The 23,364-nt window shown below is 44.1% G+C and carries 18 protein-coding genes; 2 read left to right on the forward strand and 16 right to left on the reverse strand.

Annotation, left to right across the window (positions count from 1 at the left end; genetic code table 11):
- Positions 1 to 1,329, reverse strand: a complete 1,329-nt coding sequence (gene rmuC / locus FRZ06_06710; protein ID QOX63052.1) for a DNA recombination protein RmuC — start codon at positions 1,327 to 1,329, stop codon at positions 1 to 3.
- 512 nt (positions 1,330 to 1,841) lie between these two features.
- Between rmuC and FRZ06_06715 the strand changes: the two genes are divergently transcribed.
- Positions 1,842 to 2,834, forward strand: coding sequence for a hypothetical protein (locus tag FRZ06_06715; protein ID QOX63053.1), 993 nt, complete (start codon positions 1,842 to 1,844; stop codon positions 2,832 to 2,834).
- A gap of 44 nt (positions 2,835 to 2,878) precedes the next feature.
- Here the strand turns inward: FRZ06_06715 and FRZ06_06720 are convergent, their stop codons facing one another.
- On the reverse strand, positions 2,879 to 5,752 hold the full coding sequence (locus FRZ06_06720) for a sulfatase-like hydrolase/transferase (GenBank protein QOX63054.1): 2,874 nt from the start codon (positions 5,750 to 5,752) through the stop codon (positions 2,879 to 2,881).
- Between the two features lie 198 nt (positions 5,753 to 5,950).
- The gene (locus FRZ06_06725) at positions 5,951 to 7,669 is read right to left on the reverse strand and encodes an endoglucanase (protein QOX63055.1); all 1,719 of its coding nucleotides are present in this window, start codon (positions 7,667 to 7,669) and stop codon (positions 5,951 to 5,953) included.
- A 102-nt stretch (positions 7,670 to 7,771) separates the two neighbouring features.
- Between FRZ06_06725 and FRZ06_06730 the strand changes: the two genes are divergently transcribed.
- Entirely contained in the window at positions 7,772 to 9,262 is a 1,491-nt protein-coding gene (locus FRZ06_06730; GenBank protein ID QOX63056.1) for a hypothetical protein, read from the forward strand.
- A 177-nt stretch (positions 9,263 to 9,439) separates the two neighbouring features.
- Here the strand turns inward: FRZ06_06730 and FRZ06_06735 are convergent, their stop codons facing one another.
- The 13 genes from FRZ06_06735 to FRZ06_06795 form a co-directional block, all read right to left on the reverse strand.
- Complete coding sequence (locus FRZ06_06735) at positions 9,440 to 10,090, reverse strand: SdpI family protein (protein ID QOX63057.1); 651 nt, start codon at positions 10,088 to 10,090, stop codon at positions 9,440 to 9,442.
- On the reverse strand, positions 10,080 to 10,370 hold the full coding sequence (locus FRZ06_06740) for a winged helix-turn-helix transcriptional regulator (protein QOX63058.1): 291 nt from the start codon (positions 10,368 to 10,370) through the stop codon (positions 10,080 to 10,082). Before FRZ06_06740 ends, FRZ06_06735 begins: the two co-directional genes overlap by 11 nt.
- Before the next feature lie 330 nt (positions 10,371 to 10,700).
- On the reverse strand, positions 10,701 to 12,293 hold the full coding sequence (locus FRZ06_06745; protein ID QOX63059.1) for an ATP-binding cassette domain-containing protein: 1,593 nt from the start codon (positions 12,291 to 12,293) through the stop codon (positions 10,701 to 10,703).
- On the reverse strand, positions 12,290 to 12,739 hold the full coding sequence (locus FRZ06_06750; protein QOX63060.1) for a hypothetical protein: 450 nt from the start codon (positions 12,737 to 12,739) through the stop codon (positions 12,290 to 12,292). The genes FRZ06_06745 and FRZ06_06750 overlap by 4 nt, the downstream gene beginning before the upstream one ends.
- A 26-nt stretch (positions 12,740 to 12,765) precedes the next feature.
- Positions 12,766 to 13,263 (reverse strand): O-acetyl-ADP-ribose deacetylase, encoded by a 498-nt coding sequence (locus tag FRZ06_06755; protein ID QOX63061.1) that lies wholly within the window; start codon positions 13,261 to 13,263, stop codon positions 12,766 to 12,768.
- An 84-nt stretch (positions 13,264 to 13,347) separates the two neighbouring features.
- Entirely contained in the window at positions 13,348 to 13,686 is a 339-nt protein-coding gene (locus FRZ06_06760; GenBank protein ID QOX63062.1) for a hypothetical protein, read from the reverse strand.
- A gap of 48 nt (positions 13,687 to 13,734) precedes the next feature.
- Complete coding sequence (locus FRZ06_06765) at positions 13,735 to 14,856, reverse strand: transglutaminase domain-containing protein (GenBank protein ID QOX63063.1); 1,122 nt, start codon at positions 14,854 to 14,856, stop codon at positions 13,735 to 13,737.
- Between the two features lie 414 nt (positions 14,857 to 15,270).
- Complete coding sequence (gene msrB / locus FRZ06_06770) at positions 15,271 to 16,230, reverse strand: peptide-methionine (R)-S-oxide reductase MsrB (GenBank protein ID QOX63064.1); 960 nt, start codon at positions 16,228 to 16,230, stop codon at positions 15,271 to 15,273.
- A 65-nt stretch (positions 16,231 to 16,295) separates the two neighbouring features.
- Positions 16,296 to 18,803, reverse strand: a complete 2,508-nt coding sequence (locus FRZ06_06775; protein ID QOX63065.1) for a hypothetical protein — start codon at positions 18,801 to 18,803, stop codon at positions 16,296 to 16,298.
- Between the two features lie 11 nt (positions 18,804 to 18,814).
- Entirely contained in the window at positions 18,815 to 20,017 is a 1,203-nt protein-coding gene (locus FRZ06_06780; protein ID QOX63066.1) for a hypothetical protein, read from the reverse strand.
- 19 nt (positions 20,018 to 20,036) lie between these two features.
- A complete protein-coding gene (locus FRZ06_06785) occupies positions 20,037 to 21,401 on the reverse strand; it encodes a putative glycosyltransferase, exosortase G system-associated (protein QOX63067.1) in 1,365 nt (454 codons plus the stop codon).
- The gene (gene xrtG / locus FRZ06_06790; protein QOX63068.1) at positions 21,388 to 21,975 is read right to left on the reverse strand and encodes an exosortase family protein XrtG; all 588 of its coding nucleotides are present in this window, start codon (positions 21,973 to 21,975) and stop codon (positions 21,388 to 21,390) included. The genes FRZ06_06785 and xrtG overlap by 14 nt, the downstream gene beginning before the upstream one ends.
- Positions 21,972 to 23,180 (reverse strand): hypothetical protein, encoded by a 1,209-nt coding sequence (locus tag FRZ06_06795; GenBank protein ID QOX63069.1) that lies wholly within the window; start codon positions 23,178 to 23,180, stop codon positions 21,972 to 21,974. The genes xrtG and FRZ06_06795 overlap by 4 nt, the downstream gene beginning before the upstream one ends.
- Positions 23,181 to 23,364: the final 184 nt, after the last annotated feature.

Raw genomic sequence — 23,364 nt, forward strand, 5'->3', positions numbered from 1 at the left:
TTATTCTTCCTCACTTAGCTCAATTTCTAACGTTTCATCTTCTCCTGCAGTTCCGATTCCAAGGATGTCCCTGCTGCTTGCCTCGGAGAGACTTACGACATTTCTCAGTTTGCTTTGAATTTTTCTTGTTCTTGTACCAATGAGTTTATCAAGCTCTGCGTTGGCCTGATTGATTCGCTGCTGGGTGGCGGAAAGGACGTCTCCAAATTTATCGAATTCGGTTTTGACCGCACCCAAAATGTTCCATACCTCGCTGGAATGTTTTTGGATGGCCAAGGTTTTAAAGCCCATCTGCAGGCTGTTCAGCAGTGCCGCCATGGTGGTGGGACCAGCAATGTTGATTTTATAATCACGCTGCAAAACCTCAACCATTCCCCTTCTGACAACCTCAGCATAAAGTCCTTCGAAGGGCAGGAACATGATTCCGAAGTCCGTGGTCTGAGGCGGTTCAATATATTTATCATGGATGCTCTTTGCAAATGCTTTGATCGAGCGCTCAAGCATTTTTGCAGCCTGATCCACTTCATCAGAGTTTCCTGATTCATATGCATCAACCAGCTTCGTATAGGTATCGGCTGGGAATTTGGCATCAATTGGCAGGTATACCACTCCGTCTTCATCTCCTGGAAGCTTGATCGCAAACTCAACTCGTTCAGAACTTCCTTTTTTTGTAGCAATATTCTCTTCATACTGTTCAGAAGAGAGCATCTGCTCCAGAATAGCACCCAGCTGTATTTCTCCTAAAATACCACGAGTCTTCACATTGGAAAGCACTTTTTTCAGATCACCGACTCCCGATGCAAGGTTCTGCATTTCGCCCAGTCCTTTGTAGACCTGCTCCAGCCGCTCGCTGACCAGCTGAAAGGATTTGCTGATTCGGTCTTCAAGGGTTTTCTGAAGCTTTTCGTCTACTGTAGCTCTCATTTCCTCAAGTTTTTTGCTGTTTTCCTCCTGCATGGCGGTGATGCGCTTTTCCATGGTTCCACGAATCTGTTCGAGCTTTTGTTCATTTTCCATGGCATTGTTCTTCAATCTGACCTCAATCTGCCCCAGCGCGTCGTTGACCGTTTTTTGCAGCATATCATTTTTCTGTGTCAGCTGAAGATTCAGCTCCTGGAGTCGCTTGTCCTGAATATCTGAAGATTGACGCTGAGACCCGGTCAAAAGATCCCCCAGGCTGGTGAAGCTGCTCTGTATGTACTGAATGCTTTTCAGACTCTGATCCTCACTTACTTTTCTGCGTATGCTCAGCAGCACCGCAAGGCAGACACAAGCCAATGCCAATATCGCCAGCCCTATTATGATTAATAAAATATCTGTTCCCTGCATTATTATATCCCTCTTTCTTGTTATGGAAACACAGACGCTTCCCTTATTCTTAAAATTCTACTTGGCTAGCTCCAACGATTCTAAACTTATCGTGAGCTTATTCTGAACTTATGAACCGCCGATTCAAAGCACCCATCAGTTCTTTCTATCTTGTGCTTCACATATATTATTCAGGAATGTGAAATTGAAGCAACCAAAGCATTTGATACAAAATTCTATGATTTTGCTACTTTGATCCGGTGCAAAATCCTCAGATTTTGTTTCTTATGCGCATTTATTATATCATCCGTGCAAACCGCTGCTCCGGTTTGCTTCACACCGATACAATAAACGCCTTTGGTGCAAAATTCTCCTATTTTGCTACTTTGATCCGCGTTTATTATAACATTAAATTCCTTTTCAATCCTATAGGAAATTAAAAATTCCTTGTGATCAGATATCATGGGTTACGATTCGCAAGGAATTAGGGCGAAAGCATTGGCAGTGTCGGACGCAAGGAGCCGGAGAGTTTCATGAGCATCGGAACATATTATATTGCAATCATCAAGGGGATCATCACCCCATTTCTCAGCGAGGACAGCTTTTGGGGAAGCCTGCTCATTGGTCCGTACGGAATGCTGACCATGACACCTGCTTATCTATTTGGTCTCCTCCTTCCTTTGGTGGCTGGTTTCTTTCTATTTCGCCATTTACTGGAGGATTCCAATCTGCTGCCACGGATTGCAAAACTCCTCGATCGTCCGTTTCATCTCATCGGTCTTAACGGCAATGCCATTATCCCGATCTTGCTCGGTTTCGGCTGCGTCACAGTCGCACTGGTTTCCACCTCGATCCTTGGGACAAAAAGAGAACGTCTCATTGCCTCGGTGCTTCTATGCATATCCGTGCCCTGTTCTGCACAGGTTGCCATTATTTTTTCCTTCGCCTTCATGCTTGGTCTGAAATATTTCATTTTCTATCTCTTGATTATTACTCTGATTTTCATACTTTTGGGCGCCCTGATGAACCTGCTACTTCCAGGTAGCCTTTCGCCCTCGGTACTTCCAACGCCGCCGCTTCGCTTCCCTGATATCAAAAAGAACATAAAAACAACTGTCTCAGAGACAGTTGAATTTTTAAAAGAAGCAGTTCCTACCTTTTTAATCGGCGGAACCGTCATATGCATCTTGGATTTTTATAACGGTTTTATGATATTGAGGCAATGGTTTGCCCCGCTGACCGTGGGGTTTCTAAACGTGCCGGAAAACGCTGCCAACCTGTTTGTCATGAGCATTATCAAGCGAGATCTAGGTGCTGCAGGCTTTTATTCCATGGTCCAAAACGGAAGCTTCACTCAGAAGGAGATTCTGGTGACGCTCATCGTTCTCACACTTTTTGTTCCATGTTTCGCATCACAGATGATCCTGTTCAAGCAAGGCCGACCACTGGCAGCGGTATTGATATGGGCTGGAAGCTTTCTCATCGCATTTTCTGTGGGCGGCCTTGTCAGTTGGTTCATTTTCTAAGGAAGCGCTGATTAATCCAGTGTTATCACAAATTAACAAGTGCTCTAGTATGTTTTTCTGATGATACCAGTCTCGTCATCTCGTATGTAAATGGTACTCCCAGAATTTTTGACAGATTTGTACGAGCCTTCCGCTGATTCCTTTGACATAACGATGGCCGGTACGTTATTCAGTTTAATAAACTCCAATATCTGTTCTACCGTATTTCCACCGATGTCTATGTTCAAAATGGAATGATACAGTCCAGTGTATTCCACCATGCCGGGAACTTCAGAGATAAATTGATCCATAATACTGCCTGCATAGCTGTTCATACTTTTCATGAACCAATCAGAGCTCCGCTCAGCCTGTGCAACCAAAACGGCATCGGGACGCTCTTTCAGCCAGGCAATCAGATCCAGATAATCCATGGAGGTGAGTCCATTTCTCATGTTCAGGTTTTGAAATGCTTCCAAGGTGATTTCTGAATCTACCCCTGTTGTAAAATACTTGCCAAGCTCTTTCCATGAGCTGAGCATCACCGCTTCTTTATCTTCTGTCCAGCAGATCTCAACCTTGAGGTTGCGATAACCGGCATCATAGGATGCGTTCAAGGCCTCCAGAGAATTGGTACCCATCAGGGTTTTATCCGGAGCGCCTGCAACGACAATCTCATCGGGATATTCTGTAACAGCTCCTGTTGAAAACGCGCTTACAGCATCCTGCTCTTCCAGATAGATCTTTCTCAGCACATCATTTTTCAGAATATACTCCGAAGTATTGATAATGCTCATTGACTTCAGATACCCTTCATAACAATCCTTGACGGGTATGGATTCCCCGGTTTTTTTATTCCACGCTCGTCCATTTTCAAATACACCGTCCCTGGACATCTCATATACGATGTCATCCTCAAAGAACGAGCCTTTTGTCATATAGGTCTGTTCTGCTACAAAACCCGAATCAATGGTAAGCAGGTTATGACCCAAATAAACGGTATCAAGGGCATCAAATCCCATGAGATATGCAATTGTTGGAAGAAAATCCATCTGCCCTCCCGCCACACTCACTGTTTGGTTGACATTTTGCTCCGCTCCGGGAATCGTGATAATCAACGGAATGTTCATCATTGTATCGAAGTCGTAATCCTTACCGATAAAATCTGACACAGATTTGAAGATCTCCTCATCTGACTTGGGCAGTCCCAGATGATCCCCATAAAATGCAATGATGGAATTATCATAGATCCCCTCATCCTTAAGTTCCTGCATCAGCTGACCCAGCGCATAATCCGTATAGGCTGCACTATTCAGATAGTTGCCAAAGATTGTGCCTTCATCCTTCGGGAGCAGATCGATAAATTTGTAGTGATCAAGCATCTGGAAAGGATGGTGATTGGATAGGGATATGATAAAGCTGTAAAACGGCTGAGTCATATTCTTGACATACGGCATTACCTGCTTATAGAACTCGGAGTCGGTTAGTCCCCATCCCATCCATTCTGTCATATCAAACTGACCGTTTTCGGTTCCGCCGATTCCTCCGTAATAGGTATCAAAACCGATGCTATAGTAAGCATCTTCTCTATTCCAGAAATCCCTGTCTTCATATGCATGATATACGGCCGTTTCATATCCCTGCTCCTTGAGAAGTTTGGGCAGTCCTTTGAAATAGTTCTTTGCATAGAGCTTGTAGGTGTAACTTGACAACGTTCCATAGATGGAATTATTGGTTGCAAATTCAGCATCGGAAGTGTTCCCGCTTCCAATCTGCTGATAATAATTATCAAAATAGATCGTGTTTTCTTTTATAATCTGGTTCAGATTTGGTGTGATTTCCTGACCATTATAAGTCTTGTTGATTACCAGATTCTGCAGGGACTCGATCTGAATTACAATGAGATTTCTACCCTTTGCAACACCAAACAGAGGTCCGTTTTTTTCTTTGTCGTAGCTGTTCGAAACCGCATATTCGAAATTCGGATCACCGCCGCCAGTTATCGCTCGTACAATATCTTTCAGATGAAAACTGTAAAACTCCTGATTCGATACGGAGGTAATAAATCCGCTTCCCGTAACATTAAATATCAGCAGCAATATCATCAAAATGGCAGTAACCTGCTTTTTATGAGAAGCCAGCCAAAGCCTGATTCTTTGCTGTTTGTCCTTCTTTGCGTTCTTTACCCGCTGAGGAAGTGCCCTTTCCTTGCCGCTCAATTCTTCATTACCGATTTCTGCGGCAATGTCATCAGAACCTTCTTCGGGTTTTTGATCGCAATCTTCTCCATGCACATTATTACAGATTTCACTAGATTCATTAGAGTTACTGGATTCATCATTCACTTCGCAGGCGATTGAATTGGAAGTCTCAATCTCTTCTGCCAGCCATTTCTCGAATCCTTCATCAGAGCCGCTGTCTGATGTTACCAGTGCCTCATCCGCTTCGTGTTCCTTATCGTTTGCATTTTTGCGATCCCGTGATCTCTTGGAACTCAGTGTCACCAGAATCAGTACCACATCGGTAAAGAGCAGGAAAAACCAAGGTTTAATAACCTCTTTAATGCTCTCTGTAATATCCCCCAAAACACCTGCAGCACCCAGCATTGCAACAGATAAGTAACGATTAAAAAAGCTGCTGTATGTAACGTCGCAAAACATTAAGATGGTCAGCAATAAAAACACGACAGTGGGGATCCATTTATTTCTGAAGGATGTGAACAAAACATATGTAAAGAAAGCACTGATGAGCCAAACAAAGAAAACGTTGGCAGTCACACCAATGAGCTGATAAAAGAGCAGCAGCTTCAGCAATACTGCTGCTGCTGCCGCAATACCCACAACTCCGTAGGCAGCATGGTAATCCGTAGATTTCTCGTATGCCGCGGTTTTCATTTTATCGTAAATTCTTATTAAGATGGTTTTCATCGACTGTTCAAACATATATGCACTCCCGTTTCATCATGATAGCGGTAAAGATACTAAAAAACAATGCATTTATTTTATTATACTTTCGACGAAAAAACAAGAAAATGAGGAATAAATTCATACAAGCTTCACAATATTGCTGCGATTCGCAGCAGACAAGGAAGGTATTTGCTGCGCTCTTTCGACAGGTCGCTCTCCACACGGGACATCACACTAGCGAAAGCGCGCCAGATTGTCCCTGAAGAGACGGACCAAATCATCCGACTCATCAATAAAATAGGAGCGTGCAACATTGCCTTCACTATCCCAGTCACATCCGTCCCACCAGACAGCAACCCGCAGTTTGTCATATTTACCAATATGCTGAAACATGTTGGCAACCCAATCTTCCTTGTTCCCTCCCACACTACTGGACGAAAACTCTGTGATCATGAGAGGCTTTTCGTAGCGCTGCACATATTTGGCATAAAGACTGTCATATAATTGGTCAAATTCGTTCCAATGCTCGCTTTGATAATACGTGCCGGTATTGTAACTTGTCATCCCAATAACGTCAACATATTCGTCACCCGGATAATAGCATAATTCTTCGTTCCATTTATAGTCTGGAAATGATTTGCCATTTGGATTCCAAACCCAGATTACATTATCAGCACCGGCATTTCTGAAGATGGAATACACATACCGATAGAACTCTTGAAATATTTCTGTATCCTTAGAGGTGTGATGCGCAGAATAAACGCACCAGTCACCGTTCATCTCATTTCCAAGGCGGAACAATACAGGTGCCTTTGAAGCCGCGACCTCAGCGGCGTAATTCTTTAGATAAAGGTCATAGCTTCCATCCAGAACATCGTAAACCATGTTTCCTTTTCCCGGGGCCTGTTCCACAGTTTGAAGGGTCAGTTCGAGAAGCCGTCCCTCACGTTTTGCATTTTCAAGCGCAGCAGAAAGATTGGGGTGCTGATCCGAATTTTCAAGAAGCCCTGTATAGTAAAGAAGGATGGGAAACGTGAAGCCTAGTTTTGACTCAATTTTCTTTAGCTCGCTAAAATTAAGCGGTGCATCTGTTTCAAAAATACCCCATTGAAGCCTCTCGCTTTCCAGGAAAAGCTGACGATACCTGCTGCGAGTCTCTTGGTTCCAGTTTTTATTCTCGATCTGATGTATGGTTCTGATATATGGCTCTGCTGTTTTATCAACGAGCTGCAAGCTTGACGCAATTTGAATACATCGTTGATCATCCAGAGCCTTGCTGCTCTTAAAAAAGAACGTCATAACCTCATCCTTGCTCAGTGGAACATCAATTGACACATAGAAACACCGATCATTTTCCACCCGGCTCAGCGCTTTTCTAGACCATTTCAAAAAATAGGCTTCTCTTTCTCCATTGAGTGTTATCTTTTCTTTCCGTTCCAATTTATGGTCAACTTTGTTTTCTACAAACAAATTCGAATAATTAACGTAACTCTGGACGCCTTCACCCCCATTTGTATTCATTGGCTGACGGTAGACTTCAATCCGAAGATCCTCATTTTCCAGTACCGATCGGATTCCAGACAACGACATATCAACACTGATCTTTTTGGGAATACGGATGGAATAGCCATCCACGCGATTGATAAAGATACTGTGATTTAGATCCTCTGGCAGCACCGAATAGGTCTCCATTTCTTTTCCGTCCTTCTTCTCAGGCAAAATCTGATTCTTCAGTCCCTCTATAGGATCCTCATTCAGGCGCATCTTCCGCTCCGTCTCAACGACTGCAGGTTCATTTCCTGCTGCGCTGTACTGGATTCCCTCCCTCGGGCCAATCGCATTAAAATTTAAAGAAACCGACCAATATACAATTACCGCAACAACCAGCGCGCTGATCAGCCTGAATGGGTTGTCCTTCATAAAATTCTGCTCCTTTACAAATACTATGCACATTCGAAATACGATGCACTGGCAACCAATGCTTCTATCATATATAATGGATTAAAATCAAGAAGTTATGTCCATCTTTCACATGATTCATAAAAGAGGTATTCAATGAAGAAACGGATCTTGTCCTGGCTGATCATTTTTGTCATAGCGGTTACTGGAATAAATAGTTTTCTTCTGCTTTATTTCCTCGCTGACAACACAGGCAGGAATATCTATCTGCTATATTACAATGATCAAATGCTCTTTCAGAGGGGTTATTACATCGAGAATACACCTTATCTTCCGATAGCGCTCATCGGCACATATTTAAAAAACTCAGGGATTAGAGTGAACGAAACAGAAAAGAGGCTTGAGATCGATCTTTCGGTTCAGAATATTGTGATGGCCGATGAGACAACAACAATGTTTGTAAAAGAGCATGCAGGCAGCGTTTTTATCCCTCTCAGAGAGATAGAAAGCAATCTTTACTTTCCGCTTAATACTACCGTTCAGTTTTTTCATTCAAAGTATTCCATCATTGGAACTACGATCAGAATGTATCACGATATGACGGCTGCCGATCCTGCTCAAGTTGATTTTTACGCGCCTAAGAAAATGATCCAACACAGAGAAGAAGAAAAAATTAGCCTTGCCTGGGATTACGCCGGCACCATTACACCAAGCGTACCTGCTCAGAAATATCCAGGGCTGGATATACTCGCTCCCACATGGTTTCACCTGATCACAAACGGAGGCGGAAATGTGGAAAACAACGGAGACAAAGGCTACACAGACTCTGCTCATGCCATAGGTTATCAGGTTTGGGCTACCATAACCAATAATATGTCAACCAAAGGCTCCACTGCATTTACAACGAAAACCTTTCAAAATTGGGAACTGCTCAACAAATCAGTAGCCCAGTATCTCTTCTATTCCTGCCTTTATGATGTGGACGGAATCAATATCGACTATGAAGATGTGTCAGATGAAGATGCAGCAGGACTTGTTGCCTTCACTGCTCTTCTGAGAAATTATACCCAGCGGCAAGGGCTGGCTCTTTCCATTGACACATTGATTCCCCGACCATGGACCATAGAATATGATCGGGCTGCACTTGCAGAGTACGTAGATTATCTGGTGATCATGACTTACGACGAGCATTATTCCGGCAGTAAAGTTGCAGGTTCTGTGGCCTCTCTTCCCTGGGTGGAAGAAGCGGTGCAGACTACGCTAATGGAAGTTCCTGCTTCAAAGCTGCTCCTCGGAATCCCCCTTTACACAAGGATCTGGACAGTGGACAGTGAAGGCAAGGTCATTACCAATCCCGCAGCAAAAATGCCTGCTATAAGAAGTCTCATGGAAGAAAAGAAATTGACACCGACGTGGCGGGATACAGAAAAACAGTATTATATCGAATACCCAGAAGATCCTTATCACACAAAAATATGGATCGAGGATTCCCGATCCATATCAAACAGACTTAATCTAATATCCAAGTATGATCTCGCCGGTGCGGCCTGTTGGCAGCTGCGCCAAGGCGAAGAATCAATTTGGGAAGTATTTGAAGGAATGCTGAAAGAAAATCAAGCGCTGAGCTTCTATCAGCAGCCTTATTGAGTTATTACGCCTCCCAGCTGAGGGTGAAGGCGTTGCCTTTTTGCCCCAAGCTTGCTTGGCTTGGCAAAACGGACAGCAGTTCACGAAGTGAACTGGAGGCGAAGCCGTTGGATGCGGCTTCACCCTGATGCACTGGGAGGCGTAACAACAAATGGGTTGTCTTAAGAAGCTCACAGCTTATTTTTCCAGGTTGCGGAAGAGAAGGTATGAGTACACTGTCACAAAGGCCGCGGGTAGCAAGATTCCGGCCATCATGATGGCAAAGCTAAGTGTGCCTTCGGTTGCCAGAACGCCGATGAGGGCAGCGATACCACCCAAAACCATGGTCTTGCCTCCCATCTGATGTGTTTTTTTCCATACTTCTTCATTTGCAAGAGTCCAGGGAAACTTAAACCCGACAAAATAGTTGTGTCTGACTCTGCCGATGATATTGCCAAAAACGATATACAATACACAAACCCCTGACGGAACCAATTTCGCAATATTAACGTCATAGCCAAGAGCAGCTGCAGACGTGACTGCAAACAGGAAGAGGAACAGCAGATGGGTAGCATAGCGCATCACGTTATATGAGCTTTCAAATTTGCTGTAATTTGCCCTCTTCGGATCAAATTTCGGCATAATTAAAAACATGACATACAGCAAAATATTCAGTGCCGGAAGAAAGAATGTTCCAAAGAGTCTGGATCCATAATTGTCCACCTCGCCATTTGCATTCCAATGAATGGGGATCTGATCCGGCATATGGGAATATAGGAAAAATCCGGAAATCACCGGTATCACCAAAAGGATAAGAAACGGCCATTCCTTTTTTAGATTAAATTTCATTCTTATCAACCTCCTCTTTATCAATGAAATTCAGAAAAAAACCCAAGAGCTCCTGAAAAACCGTGGTATTCAGCGAATACACAATATTCTGTCCCTGCCGTTCATCCATCACCAGATCTGCCTGCTTCAGCAGGTTAAGGTGATGACTGATGCTAGGTTTTGATATGGAAAAAGAATCCGCAATCTCACCTGCAGTTAGATCCCTCTCCTTTAGTAATTGCAAGATTTTACGTCTTGTGGGATCTGACAGAGCTTTAAAAACACTATTTTGATTGGACATTTTTTCCTCCGAAGCTGCATGATTCAAAACAAAACCTTAAGCTATGCTATTCAAAAGAAACATTTATAAATAAAATTTATGTTATTTTGAATCACTAATTCAGTTTATTTAGATATTTATCTAATTATACAAATATCATATCATTCATTATACATTTTGTAAAGTACTGTATAAAAAAATATCCAGCAATTAAAATCAGTTTCAAAAAGAATAGAAAGCAAATAAAGAAATGATTCAATGAGATCTATAAAAAATCGCACTCCAAGGAAAACCCTGAAGTGCGAAAGCCATCATAAGTAGCTTTTAATTTAATAAAGAAACGCGCCTCTATTACGAAATAGCGTTTTCGATATAATCATCATAGGTGCAGGACTTGTCGATCATCGTACCGTCCTCTTTGATTTCAATGATTCTGTTTGCAATGGTCTGAATAAACTGATGGTCATGAGATGCAAACAGGATGACACCTTTAAAATCAATGAGTCCATTGTTGACTGCAGTGATGGATTCCAAGTCAAGATGATTCGTCGGCTGATCCAGAACCAGCGCGTTGGAGCCGAAGAGCATCATTCTGGACAGCATACACCGCACCTTTTCTCCTCCGGACAGAACTTTCACTGCCTTAAATACATCATCTCCCGAGAATAACATTCTTCCCAGAAAGCCCCGCATAAAAGTCTCTGTGGTTTCCTCCGTAAACTGACCAAGCCATTTTACCAGGTTGAGGTCACAATCGTTAAAGAAGGAAGAGTGATCCATGGGGAAGTACGAATTGGTAATACTCACACCCCATTTATAGGTTCCTTCATCCGGTTCTAATTCCTCCATGAGGATTCGGAACAGCGTTGTGTTTGCAATTTCGTTCTCCCCAACGAAGGCGATCTTATCTCCTTTGTTCACACGGAAAGAAATATTGTTCAATACTTGAACGCCGTCAATGGTCTTGCTGATTCCATCCACGGTGAGGATTTCCTTACCCGGTTCTCGATCCATGGAAAATCCAACAAAAGGATATCTTCTGGAGGAAACAGGGAGTTCTTCCACGGTCAGCTTATCCAGCAATTTCTTTCTGGATGTCGCCTGTTTTGATTTGGATTTATTTGCTGAGAACCGCTGAATAAAGCTCTGCAGTTCTTTGATCTTATCTTCACTTTTCTTGTTTTGATCCTTTAGGATCTTCTGTATCAGCTGACTGGATTCATACCAGAACTCATAGTTACCGACAAACATTTTTATTTTGCCGTAATCTACATCTACGATGCTGGTACAAACAGTATTCAGGAAATGTCTGTCATGGGAAACTACAATAACTGTTCCGTCATAATCCAGGAGGAAGTCCTCCAGCCAATTGATCGCCATAATATCCAGATGATTGGTAGGCTCATCCAGCAGGATAATATCAGGCTTGCCGAATAGTGCCTGAGCCAGAAGGACCTTAACCTTTTCGTTACCGGTTAATGAGCTCATTTCTTGATAAAGAATATCGTTTCCAAGTCCCAGACCTTGAACGAGCCTGCTTGCATCAGATTCAGACTCCCAGCCGTTCATCTCAGCAAATTCGCCTTCCAGCTCTGACGCTCTGATTCCGTCCTCATCGGTGAAATCTGCCTTCTCATAGAGGGCGTCCTTCTCCTTCATTATTTCATACAGCTTTGCATTGCCCATGATAATGGTATCCAAAACCGTAAAATTGTCAAAAGCGAAATGATCCTGTTTCAGTACGGACATTCTCATATGCGGAGGAATGTGGACGTCACCGGTTGATGGCTCCAGCTCTCCCGAAAGAATTCTCAGGAAGGTGGATTTACCCGCACCGTTGGCGCCGATAATCCCGTAGCAGTTGTCTTGTGTGAATTTGAGATTTACATCTTTAAATAAGTTTGTTCCGCTGAAATTTAAGCTTACATTTGTTACTGTTATCATTGATTCTCCTCTAAATTTGCATAGACTGCGTCCATGTTGCGCAGTCCGTTTTGTAATGTTTCTGTGGCTTTCTGGACATTATAAACCGCTTTTCGGTAATCTACCATTTGTACTTTTTCCCCTTCGCTCTTCTTTAAGAGCATTGTTTGGAAAGAAACTTGAAAATTGATCAGATCAACAAAGATCGTTATGCATCTTCCCAATTGATCTCTGGCATCTATGGAAAACTCATCTTCTTGGTCAACTTCAATTTTTTTAAGATTGATTGTTTGCGCCTTTTTCTTTAATTCCTTAAGCTTGGCGATGCGAGACTTATAGTCAACCTTCCTGAATATCGTCAGGAGCTTTGATTCACTGGCAACTTGCCGTTCCAGCTCCTTATACCTGTCGATGATTTCTTCATAAAATGAATCAATGGCTTGAGTGACATTCCTTTGATCAGCCATGGCTGTAGCGCCTCCTTTGTCTTCATTCACTGTGTGATCAATTTCTGATACAGCTTCTCATCCACATCTCCGAAAGCCGTCAGGATGATCTCCATATTATGGTCCTTCAGAAAATCCCGAATCGTATTGACTGCTATTACTGCAGCTTGCTCCTTAGGATATCCGTAAACACCAGTCGAAATGGCCGGAAAAGCAATGGTTTTGATTCCGTTTTTCTGCGCCAGGCACAAGCTGTTCCTATAACATTCGGCCAGAAGTGCAGGTTCCCCTTGCTCTCCGCCGTGCCAGACTGGCCCAACGGTATGGATGACGTACTTTGCAGGGAGCCGATATCCGTTTGTAATCTTAGCTTCACCAGTTTTGCAGCCGCCAAGGGTTTTACACTCTGCAAGCAAATCCTTTCCTGCTGCTTTATGTATGGCACCGTCAACACCACCCCCGCCAAGCAGGGTTTCATTCGCTGCATTGACAATGGCATCCACCTCTAATTTTGTGATATCGCCTCGAATAACTCCTATCCCCATTTTACACTTCCTGTACCTCTCGCGCGCAATTTTTTTATATTAAAATGAAATCATTCTATTAAAACTTCATTCTATTTCTGCTTGCTATTTTAATATTACAACGGTGACGCCATAATTACCATCGATTTTCCTTTGATAGTCAGATAACGCAGGGCATAAGACCAATAGTTCGCGCTTTCTTTCATACCACGACTCTCCGCCGCAGTGGGATCTGACAATCCCGCTTAGGCTTGATTCCCGGAGCTTGCTCTTCACTGCAGTTTTGATCCCTCCGCCTAACCCTGAAGAACCATAGCCATGAATAAGAATCACTGCTTTATAGCCCTGTCCTTTACACGTTCCAAGCTGGCTTATCATATTTCTCACCGCTGTATCTGCAATGGGTGACCCATATTCTAGATTGATTTCTTTCACTTTGGCCATTCTACAGTTCTCTTCCGTAATGTTTTGTATAAACCATTCTTCCGCAGCCTATCTTACGAGAGATAAGATTCTGGCAGGCTTCGTCTTCAGCTCCTCCGGAATCTCACCGATTTCCCAGCCGGGAGAAGTGGTTTCAATGTAATAATACCGGATCCCATCCGTCTCGAAATAGTTTCCCTGTATGGATTCTTCCCCCCGTACTCCAACGCCCATATGATCCGGAAATTGGATCAGAACCGTTCCGAAGCCCAGTTCCCTGAGCAAGGATGCCAGGAGGATTGCGCTGTCTTCACAATCTCCGCCCTCATCAGCCAGCGTTTCCAAAGGGAATTTGGGATACTCATCATAGCCGGTTCCCACCTTGTCATCCACATAATTAAGATTCTGGACGAAAAGAACGATGTTTTTGACCATATCAAAATCGGAATGATGTTCCTGCTCCGCAGCTTCTTTAAATTTCTGTCCCAGTGCAGCAAGATACTCATCATCACTATTATCCGTTACATAGTAACTATAGCTTGTTATTTTCTGTCGGTCTACGGTTTTATAATACTCGTAGGAAGCTCGGGGAATTTTCATCTCGTATGACCAAACATTTTTGCCATAGAGCCAGGAATACTCTCGCTCTATGAAGTCAGCGCTGCTCGACGAGCCGGTGAGTCCGCTTTCCCAAATGGCTTCATCACTGCGATCTTCTTCAATAGGAGCTTCTGCCTTCAGGATCTCCCCTGCAGGCTCTTCTGCATTTCCATCAAAAGAACTTCTCCCCTGCATCATTGGGATCGCAACCGCCATGAAAACTGCAGCGAGAAGAATGATGATGAAGGGCAGCATAAGACTAGGCCGCTTTCTCCTTGTCTCCTTCTTCTCTTCTTTCACATATCTTTGTCTTACCGGTTCGAAGGAAGAGTAGATCGCTTCACCGTTCGCCTCGATGATGCAATTTGATGTTTGAGGACCGCCGAGATAGACTTCGATGGTTTCCTCGATACCCGCTTCATTGACAAGGGTTCCTTTCAAATATCCATCATATGGCTCAAAGTTTTGATCCTGCATCTGGTCATTGATAAAAAGACGTTCCCCTTCAGGCCCGTCATTTTTAATGAGAATCCTGCTGCCTTGATATGAAATTTCAAAATCCGTATCATAGTAATCAGTATTGAATTTCATCGTATCCAACCATTATATTTTTTAGGGATATCCCAATAGAAAAGGCAAGTCCAACGTTGCTCAAAGTACCTGCCCCATAATCCTTATTCTGAAACCCCATCGGTTTCAAATAATAGCCTGTTTCATTATATCAAAAATAAACCCTTTTGTGAATTGAATTTTATCGATTATGGCTAATACCCGAAAAACACATGTACTGCTCGCAGCTTGAGTGAAGGCATTGATTGCAGTCTCAATCGTCAGGTCTCGGTTTTGACACTCTCGACGCTTCATTTCACAATGTTCATATTGTCAAACAAACCTGGCCGTAATCGTGTTTGACAACGAATGAACATTCTGCTTAATTTTAGCGGAGAGTGTAGCAAAATCATTCCAACAGCCGATTTCACCGCGATCAACCGCTCTTCACTCAGTCTAGCTGCGAGCTGCAAACAATTCGAGGTATTGGCCATAGCCTTCCTCAATCAATTTTTCTCGCGGTATGAAACGCAGGGCTGCGCTGTTGATGCAGTAGCGAAGACCACCCTTCTCTTTTGGGCCGTCCTCAAACACATGACCCAAGTGAATGTCTCCAGCACCGCTCCTGACCTCATCGCGTATCATACCATGGGAAAAGTCACGCTTCGTCCTGACACTTTCGGTGCTCACCGCTCTCGCAAAGCTAGGCCAGCCACAGGCTTCAAACTTATCAAGAGATGTAAATAGGGGCTCTCCTGTGGTAATGTCCACATAAATCCCCTCTTCAAAATGATCCCAATATTCATTTTGGTAAGGTGGTTCTGTGCCGTTTTTCATTGTCACTTCATATTGAATGGAGCTGAGCTGTTCTTTCAGATCCTCCTTATCCGGCAAAGAATACAAAAAGGGATCAGAAGAATGCTTGGCTTCTTCAAAATAATGTCCAGGGATATGACAGTACCCTCCTGGATTCTTATCCAGGTACTTCTGATGATACGCTTCCGCTGTCCAGTAATTCAGCAGAGGTTTGACTTCCACCGCAATTTTCTTCGTATACTCCCGCTGGAGCAGTTCAAGTGAGCTTTGGATAACGGGTAAATCCTCTTGGTCAACATAGTAAATGCCCGTGCGATACTGACTTCCCACATCATTGCCCTGACGGTTCAGAGAAGTGGGATTGATTACCTTATAATACAAGCGCAGCAGTCCTGCCAGGCTTAGCTTCTCACTGTCAAAAACAACTCGAACCGTCTCTGCATGGCCGGTGTTCTTTCTGCAAACCTCTTCATAAGTTGGATGTTCCGTTTTTCCGTTTGCATATCCGACCTCCGTCTCCAATACCGACGGGATATTTCCCAAGTATTTCTCAAGGCCCCAAAAGCAGCCTCCTGCCAGATAGATTTCTTTTCGTTTCATATCAATCCCCTCCTTTATTTCACTAGGGAACACTGCATAGATCTTTTTCTTCCTCTTCTTTTACTTTACCCTGATTTTCGCCAAAGAATCCCAAGGCGAAAAAGATATTTCAATCTTGATAAAAACACCCCACTGAGTATCAGACCGCAGAGACTGATCACAAAGCCATCCAGTAAATAGGGATATCGCAGTTGAAGATCCGTTCTTCCCTGTGGTACAACAATCAGGTTGTGGCGCCTCTCGATTTCCTGTTCCGTGTAGAAAATATCCAGCCAAGCAAGACCGGTATTGACTCCTGCTCTGGGGGAGTCGATCCGAACTTCTTTCCCCGAGAAATTTATGGAGATTGGCACCAGCTCCCGTTTTGGAAGTGTGCCGTACGCTTCACCAAAGATTGCTTCCGCCATTCTGATCACCTCCGGATCTCGAGTCTGTATCCCAAGATAGATCATATTTAAACCAAGAAAATAGATTCGCGGATTTTCTGCTGTACCTGCGAATACAACCTGGCGGTTTTGAAATTCGCACTGTCCCTTGATCTGGGACACACCGTCAAGATACACCGTATTCCAGGCACTGTAATCCGACGGATAACCCTCTGGCTGATATTGTATTCCATCGTACTGCAGGGTAGGAAAGCCTTCAGTAAATGAAATGGGCTGTGAAAATACCCGAAACAGCTGATGACTACCGGTTTCCCGATCCAGAGGAATCTGATTCATGTCGATGACGATCGTTACGCCTCGAGCCGCAAGGGTCTTCAGCAACAGTTCCGCTTCTGCCCTCTTCTCATAGGAAAAGCCTGAAAGATAGATGATCTTATACTTTGCCAGTTCCTCCAAAGTGTAATCCTCCAATCGATTGGAATCACCCTCCTCAAAATTGGGAAAGAGCAGCGCAATATCTCTGGCCGATGTTCCAATTGCAAGATTTAAATAATCCGTCACCGTTCCGAATTCACCTGAAACGGGATGCTGAAAGATTAGATGGCCTTCTTCTCTTGTAATCAGTTGATATCCAGCCTGGCCTCCCGCCAGCTCCAAGCTCTTTGAATCACCGGGGCGTTTGAGCACAGACAAGGGTACGGATATCACATCAATTCCCAGCTCCAAAGAGCGATCAAACAGATACCGGTAGTGTCCAAGCTCCAGAGCGCTGTTCAGACGCACCAAATTTGAGCCTGTGGCGGCGCCTTCCCATCCCGCTCCAAAGGCATACCGGACCTTTGGCGCTGTACCTGCGATGTAATAGGGTGCAAAAGAACCATAAGTGCTGAGATCCATCACCGACATGCGCTGACGGGTAAGCGCCTTTGCCTCCTGAAGTCCCTTAATTTTGGCAGACTGTTCCACGAGGATATCGGATGAGGACAAATTGGCTTGTCTCAGGTTGATCAGATAGGTTACCGAGGGAATACAGTCCAGCACCAACAGGAGACAAAAGACCAGCAGAAGCGGTTTCTTTAAGCTGTCCCAGAGAAGAAACCCCATGAGGATCAACGCAACAGATACGGGAACAAACCGTATCATCCAAAGAAATTGACTGAACGGAAGCTGAGAGAAAAGTCTGTAGGCCGCTTCCCCCGTAAATAGAAACAACATGATCCCAACAGCAAATAAGAGCCTGGTTCTATTGAGGCTTAAAAAGGCTCCCGCCACCCCTAACCCAACAAAGGAAATTCCGTAGTAGAAGATCAGCAGATCTCCTTTCAGCCGCTCAGCAGGAGAAAGAGATGTCCAGATGGATTGAAAGAAATATTGCATCACCTGATTGGTATTGGAATTTGTAATGGCTCCGCCAAACATAGCAGGCACTAGCCAAAGCCCAGCAGATAAAAACACAAGTACAAACGAAATTGCAAGTGTTGCCTGAGGCCTATATTCCTTTCTGCTGATCCCATGGAGCAGCAGAACCAGCAGCACAGAAAAAAATACAATCAGTGCAATTCCCAAATGACTCAGCAGGATAAAAAGAAATATCAACATTGCCCATAGAAGCTGGCCCACCCGCTTTTCCTCCGCAACCTGCCAGACGGTGTACAGGAACCAGGGCAGCAGCGCATTGATCACAATTCTCGGAACATTTCCATCAGTGGTACAGATACGAATATTCTCAGGAGAAAAGAACCAAATCAATGCGATGGTCAGCGCACAGCCCACTCTTTTGTATCGAATACCAAAGCATAGCCAGCCGCAGGAACCAAAAAAGAGAACCTGACTCAAAAATACCGGATAACTGTCAAGTGAATTTCCTCCGCAAACCCATTGAATCAGTGCCAATAGATAAAGGGGAACGGGTCCCCAATACCGCATGAACTCCACCCCGTTATACCATTTTGGATCATAGAGGGGATATAAGATTCCCTGCGAAAGATTGACTCTTACCTCCTGAGCACGATATAAATGACAAAGCGTGTCGGCACCATCGAGAGCCAGGTAGCCACCCTTTAAGAAAAGACCAAACATAAAAGAGATCAGAAACAGCACGATGATAGCACCCAGCGCAGGCTCAGCTACGATACGCCCTGGTTTTTCAGCTCCGGTGGAATGAATTCCCGAAAATGTATTTTTCATACCGCCCCCCCTTACTCATCAGAAGATCCCAAATCGATCAGGTACGCTCTAGTAGGGGTCTCACTGCATTCGAACCGTACCAGCTGCCATCCAAACTGATTTAAAACCGAGGCAAATTCATTTTTAAAGTACTCGCTGATATTCTCGAGTGTCGGGTTTAATACGTCAAAAGGAGGGATATCATTGAGAGTCTGATCCTGATATCGTTCAAGGATTCCATCAATCTTAAGCTCTACTTCATTAAATAGAATGATCCCGTCTTTCTGGTTCACCGCCTGAGCAGTCATCTGCCAGGTATGGGGATGCAGCTCACCTGGTTTGCCATCTATATAAATGTAATGATAGGTATTGAGGTAGAATTTCAGCCTATATTGACGATATCTGAGGTTCTCCGATGATACTGTGCCCGCCTCACCAATAGCTGCGGACGCCCCTTTCGCTGCAGCATCAAACTCTCCTGCTTCCATTGCAGCAGGCTCCCCTTTCCCAAACACAGCAAGCTGCCCCTCGCTCAAAGCCATAACCTGCAGATTTCGCTGCTGCAGTTCCTCCTTCAAAGCTCGATTTTTCTCTTCCGCACCGGATATCTCTCCGTTGAAGATCAGCGTAACGATGATTGCCACAGCACTGAGAAGCAGCGCCGCCATCATCAGGTACGTCTGGTGTGCCAGCATTTGATTCAGTGACATAATATAGGAAGTCTTTGTGCAGAGAATCAGGGTGTAACGAGCTCCCTCTGCCGTAAAGGTTTTTACCGACGCTAATAACTCCCCTTCTCCCGCCCGTTCAACCTGAGCCGAAAAGCTTTCCTCCTCTGCCAGGCGTCGAAGGAAATCTGCATTCTTCTCAGCTGTAAAATAGCCAGCGAGTCCTTTCGCTGTGTATTGTTTTGTCAGTGAATCATTTCGCAGAAACAGAAGCCTGTCTTCTTTGGATAAAATCCAGTACCGGCTCCCTGTGGCCGTAGAATCCTGAAGGTAGCGGAGCATTTTCTGTTCCCACATAAGAGAAACAGAATTGCTGCCCGCGTTAGCACCTGAAAATAAGACTGCCTGCTGCACCAAAAGGAGCTGCTCTTGGCCATAATGCTCCAGCATGATTTTCTGCTCCCTATGCCCTTCGTATCCGATGAAAAGAAGCATACCCAAAGAGAAAAGGATCACAAAGATAATCCTCTTTCCGTTGGAACCGGGCGATTTAAATAGATATTCCATTCAGATTCATTCCCTTCGCTTACGATTCTATGTGTCGATTCACCGCTTTTCTTAAAGCTTTGAGCCAGGAATAGGGTACTGCCAGAACCCTTCGGACAGAGGCAGACGCCTTGCTTCTCTCTTCTGTTAGGTTCATCGTTTTCCAGCTGCTTTCGGTATCGATGCTATTGATAATTCCCGCAAGCCGAATCCAAAATACAGCAAAGTTATAAAAAGGCAGCAGTGCTACCAGTCCTCCCAGACCGATATAATAGCGCTGCAGCTGCCCAAACCCCCTGAGATAACCGATGATGGTCAAATAATACAAATAGGCGGTCAGCACATACAGTAAGAAAATCAGACCCACGGAAAATAAGATCAATACCATTGAATAATTCTTAAATGCAAGACAGCCCAAAGCGAAATACCAGATCATCCTTGGAAAGGCGAAGGTATGGTCATAAAGTAGTGTTTTGATCATCGGCCTGCCGGGAATGGATTTTCTGCTATGTGAAAATAAATTTGAAACCTCCAGTTCGCCCCGCTGCCATCGCTGTCTCTGGGTGTAAAGCTCATTGAGCCCGAGGATGGGTTCTGACAAGAAGATCGCATTCTCGCATAGGTGCACTCTTTGCTTCAAAAGCAGCTTTACCTGAAAGGTAAGCTGGGTATCTTCAGAAACAGTTCCGGTATGATACAGCTGTGATTTTAAGATCGTGGATTTTCGAAAAGCAGAAAAAGCACCGGAAAGGGTATAAATCATATTCAGCTCCGAGTCATAATTTCTACCGGCCAGAAATGCCTGTGCATATTCAAGAAACTCAAGTCTTCGCAGCAGCCTTCTGCTCCGCTTGTCGCTCTCCTCTACAAGCTCCCAATCCGTCAGGATGACCCCCGTCATGCAATGAATACCGGAATTTTCCTCAAACCTCTGGACGAGGTTGCTCAGCGCATCCGATTGAAGACGGCCGTCACTATCGATATGAATGATATATTTCCCCTCGCTGTTGAACAACGCTAGATTTAATGCCTTGGACTTTCCCTGCTTTGCGCTGAGCCACTGAATCATCAATTCCGGAAACTCCTTCTGACATTGCTGAAACACAAGAAAGCTGTCATCGGATCCTTGATTGTGAACCAGCAAAATACGAATCATGTGCTTCGGATACGTCGAATGATCAATGGAAGCAATGCATGCTCTCAGAGTCTTCGCAGAGTTATAGATCGGTATGATGATACAGATCTCGGGATAATAGACTTCGTCTTTTACCTTGTTACCGAAAAACATCTTCTTGATCAGAATGAGAACACCGCCCAGTGCCGGGATGATCTCCAAAAGCAGCGGAATAATGACCCAGGCCATCCAAAAAACAATGGGACTGGCAAAATAATCAACGATGCTCATAGCGAAATCCCCCTACCTTTTGCCGGACAATCTGAGCCCTTGTAAATACATAGAAATATAATATTACCGATAAACCGTAAAACACCAGCCTTCCGATTACCGTATGGGCAAGATAAAAGATATCATTTCCAAAGAGATAGATTAAAATGCAAATCAGGTGGATCCTCAGGACATTGGCAGTAAAGATCCATAATACACCGCCAATACTGACCATTATTTTTTCAGAAAACCGGTATACTGGAAAGAACCAAAGCAGTGATAAAAATACCAGTATTTCGATCACACCGGAACATTCATAATCTACCGACAGCGAAATAGAGGAAGACTTACTCTCAATTAATAAAATCCCGTACTCGAAAAAAGAGGAATAGGTATTGGTCCATTCTCCCAGCAAGCCGGCAGCGGAAGATACGTAGCGTGACAGGTAGATTGTCAATACCGGCTCAACAAGAATCATGAGCAGGAGAAATAAACCCACACAGCCCCATAGGAACTTCCAGAATCTCAGCTTAGCATGGTGAAGAGCAGCAAGGCCCATCACCCACAAAAATCCATACAATATGATTCCGATCATCTCTGTCTCAATCTCCAAATCCGACCTTTGCGATTCGATCCCCAATTGTTACGGAAAAACAAAATCAGAGCGACCATTCCAAGGCAAAGCAGAATCCCTGCAATCGGTCCTGTTGAAGTTCCCACAGAGATTAGCGCTAGCTGGCGTACAATCAGATTTGGACACCACATCTCAATCTTACTCACATTATCCAGATTGAGCCCGGGGTTTTTCAGTTGAAATGCTGCCATAGGAAGCTTCATCTCAAGCTCATCCTGCTCTTGGGGGCCGCCGATATACAGGCAGGCCTGCGAGCCTGCAACCTCTCTATTGTCGTACATGCTTCCGTCATTTTTGTATTTCACATATACGGTTTGTATTCCAAGCGGCGCATTTCCGTTTGGAAAAGACCTGCCGTTAGCATCTAGAATGTTGACATTCAGGCGATACCTGTCATTGATCTGAAAATAGTACTCATTTCCATTGAACGAATATTTCCACCCGCTTAGCATTTTAATGTGCAGATAGACAAAGTCGCCATCACAAAACAAGGATGCATAATGATAGTTTTTCTGATTCTTGGGCTGGCTGCTGACATAATTGATGACGTAAGAATGAGGCTTGTCCTCCCAATCGTCAAAATATCCATCGATAAGAATATTGCCATAGCCCCCAGCCTCCTCCTGTGCATAAACCTTCAGAACGCCGGCACCCATGTTTCCCGTTACCGCTGCCGAGACCACGAGCAGCAGCAATATCAACTTCTTCATCAAGATCGGCATCAAGATCGGCATTAGCTTCTGCATCAGCTTCAACTTTTGCGGCCGCACTGAGCCACCAGATTCCAAGACCCGGTTCTGGCTCCTGACCGTTGGAGCTGATACGATATATACCCGCAGCGGAGTTTCGCTGATTTCCAGTGATGTCAAGGTCAGATCCTTTAATTGCAAGACTGCCCTTAGCTCCTCGAAAAAAAGCTCCCCCAGATGCTCCACCGTAGGAGGCAGGTTGCTGAACTTCTCCAATTCATTCAGATATTTTTTATCGTATTCCTCCAAATAGCGATGCACCGTTTCATCCAGATTCGGATATGATAGAAATACGACGTCAGACGGATGCTCGATCATCAGCGCAAGTTCCAGAGTATGTCCATGTCTGACTCCCCCTCCATCTCCTAAATTGTGTTCAATATTGATACGGTAGCTGTTTTTATACCATCGTTTCATTTTATTTCCTTCACATATTTACACCAGACATCCAACGTTTTATGCCCTGTTATTTAGAAAACCCAGTATTGGTACTCTATAGAAACTATTTTTATTATTCTCAGAAAGAAATCAAAGTAACACAAACATTTCACTGTGAATATACTGACCTTGAAAAGAAATAATGAAAGACCGGTTAAAGGAG

Source organism: Clostridiales bacterium (assembly GCA_015243575.1).
Classification (GTDB): Bacteria; Bacillota; Clostridia; order Peptostreptococcales; family Anaerovoracaceae; genus Anoxybacterium; species Anoxybacterium hadale.

What these genes read in the sequence shown, in the direction of transcription:
- FRZ06_06765 (QOX63063.1), bottom strand. Translation starts at nt 14,856, where the DNA reads ATGAAATTCAATACTGATTACTATGATACGGATTTTGAAATTTCATAT.
- rmuC (QOX63052.1), bottom strand. Translation starts at nt 1,329, where the DNA reads ATGCAGGGAACAGATATTTTATTAATCATAATAGGGCTGGCGATATTG.
- FRZ06_06785 (QOX63067.1), bottom strand. Translation starts at nt 21,401, where the DNA reads ATGAGCATCGTTGATTATTTTGCCAGTCCCATTGTTTTTTGGATGGCC.
- FRZ06_06760 (QOX63062.1), bottom strand. Translation starts at nt 13,686, where the DNA reads ATGGCCAAAGTGAAAGAAATCAATCTAGAATATGGGTCACCCATTGCA.
- msrB (QOX63064.1), bottom strand. Translation starts at nt 16,230, where the DNA reads ATGAAACGAAAAGAAATCTATCTGGCAGGAGGCTGCTTTTGGGGCCTT.
- FRZ06_06740 (QOX63058.1), bottom strand. Translation starts at nt 10,370, where the DNA reads ATGTCCAATCAAAATAGTGTTTTTAAAGCTCTGTCAGATCCCACAAGA.
- FRZ06_06780 (QOX63066.1), bottom strand. Translation starts at nt 20,017, where the DNA reads ATGGAATATCTATTTAAATCGCCCGGTTCCAACGGAAAGAGGATTATC.
- FRZ06_06735 (QOX63057.1), bottom strand. Translation starts at nt 10,090, where the DNA reads ATGAAATTTAATCTAAAAAAGGAATGGCCGTTTCTTATCCTTTTGGTG.
- FRZ06_06745 (QOX63059.1), bottom strand. Translation starts at nt 12,293, where the DNA reads ATGATAACAGTAACAAATGTAAGCTTAAATTTCAGCGGAACAAACTTA.
- FRZ06_06775 (QOX63065.1), bottom strand. Translation starts at nt 18,803, where the DNA reads ATGAAAAATACATTTTCGGGAATTCATTCCACCGGAGCTGAAAAACCA.
- FRZ06_06725 (QOX63055.1), bottom strand. Translation starts at nt 7,669, where the DNA reads ATGTGCATAGTATTTGTAAAGGAGCAGAATTTTATGAAGGACAACCCA.
- FRZ06_06720 (QOX63054.1), bottom strand. Translation starts at nt 5,752, where the DNA reads ATGTTTGAACAGTCGATGAAAACCATCTTAATAAGAATTTACGATAAA.
- FRZ06_06795 (QOX63069.1), bottom strand. Translation starts at nt 23,180, where the DNA reads ATGAAACGATGGTATAAAAACAGCTACCGTATCAATATTGAACACAAT.
- FRZ06_06730 (QOX63056.1), top strand. Translation starts at nt 7,772, where the DNA reads ATGAAGAAACGGATCTTGTCCTGGCTGATCATTTTTGTCATAGCGGTT.
- FRZ06_06755 (QOX63061.1), bottom strand. Translation starts at nt 13,263, where the DNA reads ATGGGGATAGGAGTTATTCGAGGCGATATCACAAAATTAGAGGTGGAT.
- xrtG (QOX63068.1), bottom strand. Translation starts at nt 21,975, where the DNA reads ATGATCGGAATCATATTGTATGGATTTTTGTGGGTGATGGGCCTTGCT.
- FRZ06_06750 (QOX63060.1), bottom strand. Translation starts at nt 12,739, where the DNA reads ATGGCTGATCAAAGGAATGTCACTCAAGCCATTGATTCATTTTATGAA.
- FRZ06_06715 (QOX63053.1), top strand. Translation starts at nt 1,842, where the DNA reads ATGAGCATCGGAACATATTATATTGCAATCATCAAGGGGATCATCACC.